Source organism: Alphaproteobacteria bacterium PA2 (assembly GCA_002256425.1).
Taxonomy (GTDB): Bacteria; Pseudomonadota; Alphaproteobacteria; order Caulobacterales; family Caulobacteraceae; genus Phenylobacterium.
Map to the genome: position 1 here is coordinate 1,824,362 of NKIZ01000001.1, position 13,224 is coordinate 1,837,585.

The following is a 13,224-nucleotide window of genomic DNA, read 5'->3' on the forward strand; positions in this document are numbered from 1 at the left end:
GCGAGCCAATAAAGCGCGCACCCGATCAGGCGAGTTCAGAGGGCACCTGCGGTCATGGCGTTGTGCTTTTTGTGGTCGTCACCGACCTGCAGAAGCGGCGTGTAGACGTAGATGTTCCTGCAGGCGTTGCTCACCGCCCGGGTAATGGCAAGGTCCGCAGGTAAGACTTCCGTTGTCGCCATGGGTTCATTCCGCTGAATGCGGTGACGCTAGGGTGATTGGCGCCGGAGCCGAAATGGAATTGCTGTACGACCTGAAATTGCGATCGTTCAGGTCGAGAGCCAAATCGATCGACCGGTCCGGCAGACAGGACCGCGACAGTTTGTCGCGGCGTTTAGTGGCCAACTCTACCGTGTAAATACTCAAAATCGGGGATTCAGCGCGTCAAATGGACTGAAATTACAGACAGGCCTAGCGGCGCTTAACTATATCTTCAGCGAAGGTCGACTTTCCTGAACGCATCGGACTTGGGGCGGGCTCCAGAATGGAACCCGGAGAGTCAGAAAAAGGATCGAACTCATGCTTGCGAGCGTGGAATCGGAAGTCGGACTGCCCTTGCCGGGGCCAAACGCCACCGGCGATGAACTGTTCAAGATGGGCCTCCTCTATTCAACTGGACAGGGTGGAGCGCCGCTGGACTATGTTTCAGCGCACATGCTCTTCAACCTGGCGGCCATGCGCGGCTCCAACGAGGCCAAGGTCTATCGTAAGGAACTGAGCCAAGAGATGGGCTCGGAAGAAGTGGCTGAAGCGCAACGCGCCGCGCGCGAGTGGCTGGCCCACGGCTAGACGGGTCCGACAGGGGTCAGTAGGTTTTCTGGCCCAGGGCGTAGTTGAATCCGAACTGGATCGGCGAGAGGTCCCGGAAGTACTGCTGGACGAAGAGGGTTGCGTTGGCGACCCCGCTCTTCGGCACATAGACGATATCAAATCGACGCAGCGGTATCAGCTCGGCTGCGCCTGAGGTCAGCCCTTTCTGCAGGTTGACCGTGCGGATCATGCCACGGCCATCCGGGCCGCGTCGCAGGATGATGACCTTTCTCCGATCTGAAGAATTCAGGAAGTCGCCAGCCTGGATCACGGCGCGCAGGGCGTCGCCGTCACCGACCAGGTCAAAAACACCAGGATTCTTGACCTCTCCTCCCACAAACACCTTCAAGGGCGCCGCCTTTGGCGTGATGTCCACCTGCGGTCGGAGCAGTTGGACCGAATAACTGCGGACCAGGGCGTCATGCAGTTCGTCCAGGGTGCGGTCCGCAGCCATGTGACTGCCAATCAGGGGCAGGGTGATGCGACCGTCCGGTTGAACGATCACAGCCTTGGACAGCTCAGGCGCGGTCGGAATGCTGACGTCGAGCTCGTCACCCGGGTAGAATCGATAGGGCGGCTCGTAGTCGCTCCAGGTCGCATAGGGAATATTGCCGAACTCGCCGGCCGGGGTCTGGGCCCTGATTTCCAGTTTCGCGCCGCCTGATGTCCGCGGGTTGGCGCAGCCGGCTCCCAGCAGCACGAGGATGATGGCGAGACCGGTCATGGAGGCGTGGCGGCTAGGCATGGTCACGAAGGTTAATGAGAATGGGTAATAGATCGTTAATGGTCCGGCGCGAGGTTCAGGGGGTCAAGGCTAGAAAAGTCGAAATTCCATGGTCGCTCAGCTGTCTGCAAATGTCCGTTCAGGGCGGGGAGATGCCATCACCCGTGATGATCTCTATGACTATGTAGAGCGTCTCGCGAGAGAGAAGTGGCTGATTTTAGGCGTTTTCTTCACCATATCTATCCTGGGCGTCCTGGCTGCCACCCAGATGAAGACGACCTATCCAGTCTATTCCAGTGTTCTTGTGCGACTCGGCCAGGAATATGTTTACGAACCAAGGGCTGGCGACGCCGGCCGTGGCGCCGTTCCCGATTCTGATCAGGTCATCCAGTCTGAAACGGAAATTCTCGGTTCAGCCCAGCTGAAACAGCGGGTCATCACCAAGCTTGGGCTCTCCAGGATCTATCCCGAGATGGCCAAGGAATATTCGGCCAGTGACGCCGCCGGCAAGAAGAAGATCATGGCGGACGCGCTTCAGTCTTTGGAAAAGAATACGGAAATTGAGACGGCGCCCGACACCCCGATCATCAAGCTGAGTTTCAAGGGAGACTCGCCCGAGATTGCGGCGCTGGTACTGAACACCCTGCTCGAGGAGTATCTGGTCTATCGCCATGGCGTTCTGGGTGACCCGGTAAGTCCGGCCATCGCCGAGCAGAAGGGCCTGCTTGAGTCGCGTCTGGGCCAGGCGGATCGGGACCTGCAGGAGTTCCTGATGGTCAACCAGATCGGGGACTTCACGGCCGAAAAGACGAATGTCAGCCAGCTCCTCGCCCAGGTGGAACAGCAACGCCTGCAAACTGAGACCCAGTTGCAGGACAGGATCGCCAGGCTCGCAAACCTTTCGTCGCAAATGGGCGTCATCAACAAGGAAGTCGGCCTCTACCGGGATTTCTCTGGCGCCGCGAGCGACAAGCTGGCCGCCCTTCGGGTCCAGAGGGAGGACCTTCTGTCCCGCTACAGGAATGATGCGCGACCTGTGCAGGAGATCGACAGTCAGATCGCCCAGCTGGAAGCCGGGATGGCGGCTGGCCGGACGAAGACCGAAGGCGCCAAGCGTCTGGGTATCAATCCGGTCTATCAGACGGTGGAAACCGAGAGGGTCACCATAGCTGCGGACATCGCTGCCCTGCGGCAGTCCCTGGTGGCGCAGAACGAGCAGGTGTCGAAATTGACCCAGAGAAGCCTCAAGCTCGCTGCGCTTGAGCCCCGGTTCCAGCAACTGACCCTTGGTCGTGACGTCCTGCAGGCCAATGTGCGCGACTACACCGTGAAGGAAGTCCAGAGCCGCGCGTCTCAGGACATCGCCGCCTCGGAAAACGACAATATCCGGATTGTCAGTCGGGCTATCCCACCGACCAAGGGGGTAAGCCTGAAGCGACCCGTGGCCATGCTGGCGGTTCTGGTGGCGGGTTTTACAGCCATGTGTGTTGGCCTGATCCGCATGCTTCTGAGGCCTGGTCTCGTCACCAGACGTGTGGCTGAACGCGCCTTCGCCCTGCCAGTCCTGGCAAGCGCAGGCTTCAAGGCGGGCTGATCCAGCTTGGATCCTGCCCCGCTCGTCAGCGGTATTCGCCGTATTCCGGTAGGGTAATCGGGGACGTACGGTTTCCTGCCGTTTGGCGCTACATTGGCCCATTGCGTAGCCACGATTCGAGTCATGGTCGACCTGAGCGATGAAATTGCGGAGCTGTGGGAAGCCTTGGGTTCGCCAGGGGCGGCAGGGGCTCGCGTCATCCAGGTCGTAGCCGCCCGTCGCGGCGAAGGGGCATCTTCAGTCGCCCGAGCCCTTGCAGCCCATGCCTGCCGCAGCGCCTTGCGCTCAGTGTGGCTTGTAGACCTCGACATTCTTGCCGGCGCACAGTTCTCGGCGCTTTCGGGCGAAGAGGCCCACTATGGGAAACTGGGGCCGGCCGCCAGCGCCAGTCCTGATGGATCGATGTTCTTTACCCTTCGTCCGACTGCGCTCTCCGCCGCAAGGACGCCGATTGCCGATGCAAAATATCTCTCGGCGCATCAGGTGGGCGACGCCAGATGGTGGGTCACCAGGTTTCAGAGCGAGAGACTCCAGCCTGGCCAGAACCTGCATGTGATCGGAGACCCCGCCTACTGGTCTACCCTCCGTCGTCATGTGGATGTCATCATCGTTGACTGTCCATCTCTGGACAGGTCCGGAGCAGCCCTCACCCTGGCTAAGAACATGGATCAGACCGTGATCGTCGTTGCGGCCGATGAGGTCGATGTCCGTCCCCCCGCCATGCTTCGGGATGCACTGGTGGAGGCAGGCGCCAGCGTCAGCGGCCTGTTCGTCAACCGCGCGGGGATGGCGCCAGCGCTCAAGCAAAAGAGCCAGCGACGGTGACGGCGATCCGGGAACTCCCTTTTGAGGAGGCCAGGCCCATCGCCCTGGGGCGGACCGCAAACTTCATTGTCTCGATCGCCATCCTCCTGACCTTCAGCCAGGCGTGGGTTTTTCCCATATTGGGTGACAAGGGGAATGCTGCGGCCAGCGGCCTTGTGCGTAACCTGTTTTTCCCGGCCTATGGCCTCGGGTTGATCCTTCTGGCGACCTCCCTCAGCCAGTCATTTCGAGCGGTCTTGCGCCAACCCTTCCTCATTGCCTTGATGGCGATCGTCACCGCTTCAATTCTGTGGTCGGTGGCGCCTGACCAGACCGAGCGTCGTGTTATAGCCATTCTCGCGACCACCCTTTGCGGCGTGGTGATCGTGGCGCAAAGGTCCTGGGCGGAACTGACCTCGCTCCTGGCGACGACCTACGCAATCCTGGTCGTGCTCTGCTTTGCCTTCGCGATCCTGCTGCCCTCCATTGGCATCATGCACGAGATATTCCCGGGGGCGTGGCGCGGCGTCTGGTCGGAGAAAAACCATCTTGGCGGCGACATGACCCTGGCTGTCTGCATCTTTGCGTCGGCTGCCGTGCTCAATCCCCGGCAAAGAATCCTCTGGGTAGTTTTTGTGGTCCTCGCAATTGTGCTCATCCTGTTATCGACTTCCAAGACCTCACTGGTCGCAGCCGCTCTTGGCCTGGGCGGCCTGGTGTTTGTCTTGCTGGTTCAGAGAGGGGCGATCATGGCCGTGCTGGTCACCTGGATCACTGTAGTCACTGTCGGCAGTGTTGCGGCGTTTGTCTTGCTGGCCCCTCATGTGTTTTTCGACCTGCTGGGCAAGGACGCGACCTTTACCGGAAGAACCAATGTCTGGGGCCCGATCCTGCGGCAGGTCGAGCAGCGTCCCTGGACAGGCTTCGGATATGGTGCGGTCTGGACAGAGGAGGGGCGGTGGGGCCCCTTGCCCTGGATCGTAAAGCAGGCAGGCTTTCGAGCTCAGCACGCCCACAATGCGTGGTTGGAACAGTTGCTAGGGATGGGTATTCCCGGCCTCGCAGCCTTCATACTGATGCAGGTGCAATTCCTGATCGCGAGTATAGTATCTGCCTACCGGAACAACGGAGGATATCTCGGGCTTTCCTTCATCCTGTGCTACACATTGATGTGCATAACAGAGAGCATCGCAGTCAATTACAATGATTTTCGCTGGGTTCTGTTCACGGCGATAGCTGTAAAGCTGTGCTGGCCTGACAGGGAAGCCCAGGCGTACTGACTAGGATGTGGCGTAGGTGATCGCTTCAATGCCTGCCTTGACGGTCACAATGTCGAAGCCTTCGTTTTTTGCTTCCTGAACCAGGCGTTCCAGAGCCTCGGGCGTGCATCCCCAGGCAGAGGGGGAGGGCGCGACGTCATGGGTGTAAAGGATCAGCCAGCCCTTTTCCGCCTTTGCGCGCCTCAGCCAATGGCGAGCGGTGGCTTCACCTTCTGGGCCCTCGATCCCGACAGCAGGCGCCTGATTCAGATCCGTGCCCGTGGAGACGATCCCGGGATGTAGGGCGCGGAGGCTGTTGAACCTGGATGTCAGGGTGGACTTTGCCGCTGCTGACACATCTCCGTACGGATAGGCGAAGTTCTCCGGGGCAGGCAGTCCCCAGGCCTTGAAGGCTGCGGCGTTCAGATCAACGTCTTCCCGAATTTCCGAGCCCGAGGCTTGCCCGCAGTCGAGGTGGGAGTTGGTGTGGCATCCGACTTCATGCCCCCGCCGGGCAAGGTCGAGATAATCTTCTGGACCCGCGCACACACCCATCGGCGCAATCTGTCCACAGAGCCCGGCCGCAGCGTAGAACGTGCCCCTCACGCCATGCCGCTCAAGTATCTCCGCCCCAAGTCCAGTCGCGCTCAAGGGAGCGTCATCGAAGGTGATGCTGAGAAGCGGGCGATCAGGTCCCCTCCGCGCGCGGCGACGATGCATGATCCGGGAGAGGCGTCGCCTGACCTTGCCGAAAATCGACCGATCAGCGGCATAGGCTGTTTCAGCCGGCGTGGTCATACCACCTCCGCATAGAGTGCAGCGCGGTAGAGACGCATGGAGAAGGCGCGAACCTTGGTCGGCAGGGACTGTGTCAGCGCCACGGCCTTGAGGATCGGTCTCCACGTCCTGCGTAGCGGAGTCATGCTCAGGAGTTTTGCGACCTTGTAGCTCGGATAGCCGGCGACGATGGTCCGATGCGCAGCGATAACCCGGGCAAAGTTGGCCACCGACTGCTCATACTTCGCGGCGACGGTTTCTGCCGTGTCCAGCCCAAGGTGTGTCGCGGTATTGTCGATATGGCCGATTGTCCAGCGCTTCGACACCCGCATGCTCCACTCCACGTCTTCCCAACCCCACCCCGTGAATGCGGGGTCGAAGCCTTCTTCCGCCAGGATGTCTGCGCGGATCAGAAGGTTGGAGGTAAAAATGTACTTCTCCGGCGACTGTCGCCTGACCTCTGCAGTCACCGTGTCGCTGTGTGAAGCCATGGCCCTGTGGAGCGCATAGGCCCTGTCATGGCTTGCCTGGTCGAGGGAGAACCCGCCGAACACGACGTCCGGGCGATCATGATCAATCGTGTCGAGCCATGTCTGTATGAAACCCTGACTGTCAGGGAGCATGTCACTGTCGAGGAAAAGAAAGTAATTGCTCTGTGCGGCCTGCATCAGGTGATTTCGGCCGGCCGAGCGCCCTTCATTTTCAGACAATGTGATGAGGCTTGCCGGATAAGGCTGGGCTTCCAGACAGGCGATGACGGTTTCAGTGAGGCTTGGCTGCTTTGATCCGTCATCGATCAGGATGATCTCGATATCGCCGCCCTGCATGGCGCTATCGCGTCCAAGCGCCTCAAGAAGCAGGGCGGGAGATTCCTTGTAGAACGGCGTGAGTATGCTGAGCCGCGGCTTTGCGCCTCCGTCCCGACGGAAGTGGGTAATGGTCTGGGCCATGGATCGAGTTTGCGTGAAAAGCGCTTGAAAAGTCTTAAGGTTTCGCGATTGCAAAATAGGCGGCGGCATAGGTCTGCGCCGACTGTTGCGGGCTCAGCGTCGCTTTCACGAACTCACGCGGTCTGTAGTCATCACGACGTTCCATGAACCTATCAAGGCTGGCGGTGAACTCTTCCATGCCGGTGAACTTCCCGCCGCAAGCCTCTGAAAAGAAGGGAACGCACGATGCCTTGGGCGGACTTCCGAAGTGTTCCGCCGCCTGGGGGTCAGCCCAGTAGCCCCGGTCCCAGGCCAGAATGGGGACATTACAGGACATGGCTTCCTGGTAGGCGAGGCCCTGGGTTTCGTTTTCGCTGAGGAAGATCATGCCGCGGGCTGCAGTCAGGAGCTCGTGATAGAGCGGGTGATCGTAATAGCGGTAGCGGATCGTTCTGTGGCTCAGGCCCCGAGCATCCAGCTCACGGCGGATGGGCTCTATGAGGTTTTCGGCATAGGCCTCGTAGTCCCAATGGATTTTGTCGTAGATGATGAAGTCGAGGGTCTTCGGTCCACCGGAACGATCAGGCCATGCCTCGGTGTCAATTCCGGCAAACCACTTGACGCACTTGCCCGTGTATTGCGTCTCGAACAGGTCGTACATCCAGTCAGCCAGGCAGACATAGGCGCGGAAGCGTTTGTCCTCAAACAGGTCGGGAGCCTGGCCGGGCTGGTCATACAACGAGGGCCCAAGCAGGGCTGGATTTGGCAAGGTCCAGTTGTCCAGCAGGGAAAGATTGCCGATGACCCCGACGGGGTAGCCGGGATTGGCCCGGGCCAGGGCGTAGTCATTGACGATGACCTCATGCCCGGCTTCGGACAGTCCGTGGCACATGGCCTGGAAGGACATGCCGAACCCTGAGACCTTCTGATTGCGGTGCAGCTTCTGCCAGATGGGCCGGATGATGCGCTTCAGGTACCGGTCCCCGGGGAACAGACTGTCATTTTCATGTTCCTTGTAGAAAAGGAGCACCGGGTTCGCAGCGCCTGGGGTCGGGTCGTAGGTCAAACTTCTTCGGGCCATGTCTGGATCTCAGGCGGTCGTGGTGGATGGCAGGAACTTTGCCAGCAGGCGTCGGGCATGGCTGCGGGCGCCGCAGATATCCAGTCCGAAAATCAGGGCCCCATAAATCAGGATTCCCAGAGGGGGCTTGATCACCAACTCGGCCATCATGCCCAGGGGCGGGACCTTCGACAGTATGAAGCCCATCAAGGCGGCTGAAGCGGCGATCTTGGCGAGGTCGAAGATCGGGACTGGCAGGGCTGTCGCCCGCAGGCCCAACAGCCAGGATGAGGCAATGCCTATGGCGAAACTCAGGGCATAGGCGAGGGCGGCGCCCTGAAGTCCCATCCTGGGTATCAGGAACAGGTTGAGGGCGATGTTCGCCAGGGCCGGCGCACTCATGGCAAGGATCAGTAGATGGGTCTTCTTGGTGAGCGAGAATGGCAGGAGGAAATAGCCATTGTTCAGCCCGGCCAGCAGGGCGCCCAGGGTGACTAATGGAGTGATGGCAAGCGCATTGCCGCGCAGGTTTTCGCCGATCAGCAACTCGGTAAGAGGCGAAGCCAGGCTGATAAGTCCTGCAACAGCGGGGAAGGCCAGGAGGGCAATGAGCAGGATCTGCTGCCGGGCCTCATCCTTGAGCGCCTTGTCCCCACCGGTTTCCAGGGCGTTGATCATGGACGGGACACCGGCGGCCCCGAACCAGATGAACAGGACGTCGATGACCCGGGACGCCAGCGAAAACCCCGCCTGGTAGGCGCCGACATCCGCTTCGCTCATGAAGTGGGCGATCAGGAACCTGTCGAGGGTATAAAGGCCAAGGGAGAGAATGAGGCTCAGGGTGATCGGAAATCCGTACCTGGCATAGCTGACCGCCTTCGGGGCGGACCAGACGCCGCGCCGGGCTCTGCCCCAGTCTTCGCGGACAAAGAATGGCAGGAGGATCAGGGCCATGACCCCAGCCCCCAGCAGGGGCGCGCCGCCCTTGAGGCCGAGATAGGCGAAAAGGACGCCCAGCAGGAAGCCACCGCCGGTCTGGAGCATGTCTATACCGGCGGATGCGCTCACCCGGCCTTCCGAGCGCCTTTGTTCCTGCGCCATGCGCAGGAGGGATCGGGAGACAATGCTTATCAGGCCAGCGCCTATGGCAATCTTCAAGGCCTGACCGCCCGGGGTCGGGGTCGGCCACAGATAAAGCCCGAGTGCGCTGATCCCGATCAACAGCAGGGCGACGGCGGCGAACAGACGATAGAGCGTGCCGTAGAGTTCGGGCGCATCGACGTCGTCATTCTTTTCGACCGGGTAGAACCGCGCCATGGCGGCCTCGATCCAGCAGAAGCAGGCAGTGTAGGCCAGGCTGGTCACGCCGAGCGCCAGGGCATAGCGCCCGTAGTCCTCCGGCGAGAGGATGCGCGTGAATATGGTCAGTGTCAGAAAGCCGATCACGCCCTGGAGCAGGTTGGCCGGCAGATAGCCCATCAGTCCTTTGAGGAACACGAGGGCGCGACCTAACGGATGGCCTTGGTGTCGCCGATCAGGACCGGGACAGTGATGAACATTATCCAGAGGTCCAGCCAGAAGGATTGGCGCTGGATGTATTCGATGTCGAGCGCGACCCTGCGCTCCACCAGTTCCGGAGTGTCCACAGGGCCCCGAGAGCCCTTGATCGCAGCCCATCCCGTCATTCCAGGCTTCATCTGATGTCGATGGGCGTACTCGGCGACGAGACGGGCGCTTTCCACGTCACCGGTCTTCATGCCGATGGCATGGGGCCGGGGGCCAACAAGGGACATCTGGCCAGCCAGGACGTTGAAGATCTGGGGCAGTTCGTCGATCGAGGTCTTGCGGATGAAGCGGCCGACGCGGGTGACCCGGGCATCCCCAGCCCGGACCTGCTGATGCGCCTTGGCGTCCGTCATCTCGACGCGCATGGAGCGGAACTTCCAGACCAGGATTTCCTCATTGTTGAAGCCGTGGCGGCGCTGCCGGAAGAAGATCGGTCCCGGGCTGTCAAGCTTGATGGCGACCATTGTGGCCAGCATGATGGGAAAGGTCAGGACCAGGGCCAAAGCCCCGATGACCACGTCCTGGATCCGCTTGAACAGGGCGCGGACTTCGTTGGAGGGGGGGCCTGAAATGTGAGCCAGGGGCACGTCGGCGATCCGGCTGATCGCGTCAGACTCCCGGCCGTCTTCATCCTTGTCCAGCAGCAACACGATTTCATTTGGCAGGACCTGCAGGCGCTCGATCAGTTCACGCACCCTCTGTCGGGCCTTTGAAGGAACCGAGATCACCAGGCGGTCCACGTAGGGCATGATCCGATGGTTCATCAGGTCCCGGGTTCCGCCCAGAACCGGAACGCCCTCGACCGTAGAAGGGCTGCGGGCCGCGCGGTCATCGAACAGGCCCAGGACGTGGGCGTCGCGACTTTGCAGCAGGCTGTTGATCAGTCGGCTGGCCGCGCCGGTGGCCCCGACCACGATAATGTTTGGCGTCAGTCGTCCTGTCGCCCGCCAGCGCCTGACCAGGGCCCACCAGAGGATGTGCAGTCCCAGGACTGGAAGGGCCCCAAACAGGGCCCAGAGTTGAAACGCCCTGGGCACGGCTTCACTGCTGCCGCTGAAGATGAGCACCAGGGCTGCGGCGCCAAGGCTGGCGCCCATGGCGGCGCAAACGACAACGGCCTGGATAGCGATGTTTTCGCGTCGGGAGAAGTTGTACGCCCCGGCCATGGCCAGCATGAGGGGGGAGGAGGCCGCTGCGACAATGACGGTGAGAAGTCGCAGATCCAGGGATGGCATGGCCTGGTGGACCAGGGCTGCGCCTATGCACAGGGCCAGAATATCGCCGATCTGGAACATCCGGGTGACCAGCCGGCCAGACAGGCGCCGGCGGGACGGCTCAAGCACGGCAGGGCGCATGGGGCCGCGACGGTCAATGCTCTGACCAGGCAGATCTGTGGCTTGCGGCTCGTCAACGGAGGCGCGGACCTGTCGAGGCAAGGGCTCGGCGAGGGACATGTGTAAGCAGTTACCCGTGAAAGACCGCCATCAGACTAGTGGGTCCGTCTGACCCTGCGGTTAACGGAGTACCGGTTTCTGAAACTTGGTGGGTGATGTCACGCTTTGCGGACTTCCCCGATGCAGCGGCTTCGGCTATGAGGACCCTCCCAATCCGGACCGCTGGTCGGCACGCTTTTGGGACTGGGAGAAAACCCAAAACAAATCAAAGTGGTGACGTGGCCGAGTGGCTGAAGGCAACGGTTTGCTAAATCGTCATACCCGAAAGGGTATCCAGGGTTCGAATCCCTGCGTCACCGCCACTTCCTCCAGTCGCCCGATCTGAAGCGCTCATTCGTCTTCCGCCAACGGGAAAATTTCGATGCTGGCGCCTGCCAGATAGGCCGGATTCTGCGCGACCAGTTCGCGGGCCTGATCCAGATCGCGACACTTCAGTCGGATGAAGCCCACAGGGGCTGATGTCGGCGCGGGATCGCCTTGCAATCTGAGACTTGCGCCGGATGACAGGGAACTGCCGCCACAGAATACGCCTTCAGCCATCAGTCCACCGATGTAACGATCCCAATCGCCGGTTTCAGGAGATGTGGCGTCGCCGTGCATGAGGACGAGAAATTCCATGGTCAGTCCTGCTCCCGTCTTCCGGAGCCCTAGCCTGGCTTCACGCACAGCCAGCGGGCCCGGTGAAAATTCTCGGCATTGTCCACCCAACCGGTGATCCGGTTGGCCACCAGGTTGCGGTTCACTACGAAGAACAGGGGAATGGTGGCCTCATCATTGAGCATGATCTGCTCTGCCTGGGACAACAGCTCTGCGCGCTTGTTTATGTTGGCTTCGTGATCGGCGGCGTCCAGCAGGGCGTCGTAGATCTTGCTGTTATAGTCCCCATAGTTCTGACCGCCGGTATCGGACTTGAACAGGCCGAGGAATGTGGTGGCGTCATTGAAGTCAGCATACCAGTTCATCACCCCCACATCGAAATCACGCATCCGGAAGGCTGCGAAGGCGATCTGGGACTCGTTCTGGACCACTTTCGCACTCACGCCGATTTCGGCCCAATCTGCCTGCACTGCCTGGCTGATGAGGATGCTGTCTGGACTGTTTGGCGTCTTGATCTCAAAGGTCAGGGGATTGTCCGGACCGTATCCGGCCTGCGCCAGAAGCCGGCGGGCGTCGGCAACCCTCTGGGCGCGGGTCTCTCCGGCCCAGAAGGTGTGGGCCCCGTATTTGAAATTGGCCGTTCCAGGCGGAACAAAGGAATAGGCGGCGGCCTGACCTGCGCGCATGAGCTTTTGGGTGATGAACTCCCGGTCCACGGCCTTTGAAAGCGCACGCCTGACCCGGATGTCCTTGAAGGCCGCATTGTCCCGGGTGTTGAACGACATATAGCTGGTCGCCAGGGAAACGTGGGTTCTGGCGACCCCAGGCATGTCGGCCCTGATCTGATCGATCCGGTTGGACTGGAAGTTGGTATTGATGTCCAGTTCACCCTTCCTGACCCGACGCTCAGCCATGATTGAGTCATTGGTCGGGTAGTATTTGATCCGGTCGATACAGACCTTGGCGGCGTCGTAGAATGTCGGGCTCTTGTTGACCTCGATGTGGTCGCCAAGCTTCCAGCTCGCAAGCTTGAAGGGCCCATTGCCCACGAAGTGGGCGGGTTGCGTCCAGGCGTCGCCCCACTTTTCAACCACATGCTTCGGGATCGGGTAGAAGCTCTGGTGCTTGGCGATTTCAGGCAGGTAGGGCGCCGGGTGCTCGAGGGTCAGCTGAAGGGTCCTGGCGTCCAGGGCCTTTGCGCCAAGGGCTTCCGGCTTCACCTTGCCTTCGTTGAGGGCCTGCCCGTTCTTCAGGATGTAGACGAGGTAGGAATAGATCGAAGCCGTCTTTGGGTTGAGGATCCGCTGGTAGGCGTAGACAAAGTCATCTGCGGTAACCGGAACCCCGTCAGACCACGAGGCTTCACGAAGGTGGAATGTCCAGACCAGTCCGTCCGGGCTGGTTTCCCACGACGTCGCCATTCCCGGAATCTGCTCAGCGCCGGGGCCATCTGTCGTCAGTCCGATAATCAGGTCAGCAATGACCGAAAAGTCGTCCAGCAAGGTCGACCTTTGTGGGTCCAGGGTCTCGACCTCTGAATTGTTCCCGAACTCGATGCAGACCTTGCCTTCTGGGCAGTCAGGTCGGGTGGCCTGCTGCTGGCAGGCCGAAAGCCCCAGGGAGGCGATCAGGAAAATGAACAAGCCGAGG

Annotated in this window: 12 protein-coding genes and 1 tRNA gene; 5 read left to right on the plus strand and 8 right to left on the minus strand. The window is 60.7% G+C overall.

What is annotated here, in order from left to right; translation table 11 throughout:
• The first annotated feature begins 519 nt into the window (after positions 1–519).
• Positions 520–789: a hypothetical protein gene (locus CFE28_08715; GenBank protein ID OYU70068.1), complete on the plus strand. Its 270-nt coding sequence runs from the start codon at positions 520–522 to the stop codon at positions 787–789.
• 16 nt (positions 790–805) lie between these two features.
• On the opposite strand, the gene CFE28_08720 is transcribed toward CFE28_08715, so the two are convergent.
• Entirely contained in the window at positions 806–1,555 is a 750-nt protein-coding gene (locus tag CFE28_08720) for a polysaccharide export protein (protein OYU70069.1), read from the minus strand.
• An 88-nt stretch (positions 1,556–1,643) separates the two neighbouring features.
• Between CFE28_08720 and CFE28_08725 the strand changes: the two genes are divergently transcribed.
• From CFE28_08725 to CFE28_08735, 3 genes are all read left to right on the plus strand, one after another.
• Positions 1,644–3,128, plus strand: coding sequence for a lipopolysaccharide biosynthesis protein (locus CFE28_08725; protein OYU70070.1), 1,485 nt, complete (start codon positions 1,644–1,646; stop codon positions 3,126–3,128).
• Positions 3,129–3,251: 123 nt separating this feature from the next.
• Positions 3,252–3,953 carry a sugar kinase gene (locus tag CFE28_08730; protein ID OYU70071.1) on the plus strand — a complete coding sequence of 234 codons (702 nt, stop codon included), beginning with the start codon at positions 3,252–3,254 and terminating at the stop codon, positions 3,951–3,953.
• On the plus strand, positions 3,950–5,212 hold the full coding sequence (locus CFE28_08735) for an O-antigen polymerase (protein ID OYU70072.1): 1,263 nt from the start codon (positions 3,950–3,952) through the stop codon (positions 5,210–5,212). Before CFE28_08730 ends, CFE28_08735 begins: the two co-directional genes overlap by 4 nt.
• Here the strand turns inward: CFE28_08735 and CFE28_08740 are convergent, their stop codons facing one another.
• Genes CFE28_08740 through CFE28_08760 form a run of 5 tightly spaced genes read right to left on the minus strand, consistent with a single transcriptional unit; the run spans position 5,213 to position 10,977 of the window.
• Positions 5,213–5,989 carry a polysaccharide deacetylase gene (locus tag CFE28_08740; GenBank protein ID OYU70073.1) on the minus strand — a complete coding sequence of 259 codons (777 nt, stop codon included), beginning with the start codon at positions 5,987–5,989 and terminating at the stop codon, positions 5,213–5,215.
• Positions 5,986–6,918, minus strand: a complete 933-nt coding sequence (locus tag CFE28_08745; GenBank protein ID OYU70074.1) for a glycosyl transferase — start codon at positions 6,916–6,918, stop codon at positions 5,986–5,988. The genes CFE28_08740 and CFE28_08745 overlap by 4 nt, the downstream gene beginning before the upstream one ends.
• A 34-nt stretch (positions 6,919–6,952) precedes the next feature.
• Entirely contained in the window at positions 6,953–7,963 is a 1,011-nt protein-coding gene (locus CFE28_08750) for a hypothetical protein (GenBank protein ID OYU70075.1), read from the minus strand.
• Between the two features lie 24 nt (positions 7,964–7,987).
• A complete protein-coding gene (locus CFE28_08755) occupies positions 7,988–9,454 on the minus strand; it encodes a polysaccharide biosynthesis protein (protein OYU70076.1) in 1,467 nt (488 codons plus the stop codon).
• A gap of 11 nt (positions 9,455–9,465) precedes the next feature.
• Positions 9,466–10,977, minus strand: coding sequence for a hypothetical protein (locus CFE28_08760; protein OYU70077.1), 1,512 nt, complete (start codon positions 10,975–10,977; stop codon positions 9,466–9,468).
• A gap of 212 nt (positions 10,978–11,189) precedes the next feature.
• Here CFE28_08760 and CFE28_08765 point away from each other — a divergent pair.
• Positions 11,190–11,279: transfer RNA gene (locus tag CFE28_08765), tRNA-Ser, on the plus strand.
• Between the two features lie 28 nt (positions 11,280–11,307).
• On the opposite strand, the gene CFE28_08770 is transcribed toward CFE28_08765, so the two are convergent.
• Positions 11,308–11,595: a hypothetical protein gene (locus CFE28_08770; protein ID OYU70078.1), complete on the minus strand. Its 288-nt coding sequence runs from the start codon at positions 11,593–11,595 to the stop codon at positions 11,308–11,310.
• A gap of 29 nt (positions 11,596–11,624) precedes the next feature.
• On the minus strand, positions 11,625–13,217 hold the full coding sequence (locus tag CFE28_08775) for a peptide ABC transporter substrate-binding protein (GenBank protein ID OYU70079.1): 1,593 nt from the start codon (positions 13,215–13,217) through the stop codon (positions 11,625–11,627).
• Positions 13,218–13,224 lie beyond the last annotated feature (7 nt).

Bases quoted from the DNA above. Each gene is read 5' to 3' on its own strand.
- CFE28_08715 (OYU70068.1), top strand. From the start codon at position 520: ATGCTTGCGAGCGTGGAATCGGAAGTCGGACTGCCCTTGCCGGGGCCA.
- CFE28_08720 (OYU70069.1), bottom strand. From the start codon at position 1,555: ATGCCTAGCCGCCACGCCTCCATGACCGGTCTCGCCATCATCCTCGTG.
- CFE28_08725 (OYU70070.1), top strand. From the start codon at position 1,644: ATGGTCGCTCAGCTGTCTGCAAATGTCCGTTCAGGGCGGGGAGATGCC.
- CFE28_08730 (OYU70071.1), top strand. From the start codon at position 3,252: ATGGTCGACCTGAGCGATGAAATTGCGGAGCTGTGGGAAGCCTTGGGT.
- CFE28_08740 (OYU70073.1), bottom strand. From the start codon at position 5,989: ATGACCACGCCGGCTGAAACAGCCTATGCCGCTGATCGGTCGATTTTC.
- CFE28_08745 (OYU70074.1), bottom strand. From the start codon at position 6,918: ATGGCCCAGACCATTACCCACTTCCGTCGGGACGGAGGCGCAAAGCCG.
- CFE28_08760 (OYU70077.1), bottom strand. From the start codon at position 10,977: ATGTCCCTCGCCGAGCCCTTGCCTCGACAGGTCCGCGCCTCCGTTGAC.
- CFE28_08770 (OYU70078.1), bottom strand. From the start codon at position 11,595: ATGGAATTTCTCGTCCTCATGCACGGCGACGCCACATCTCCTGAAACC.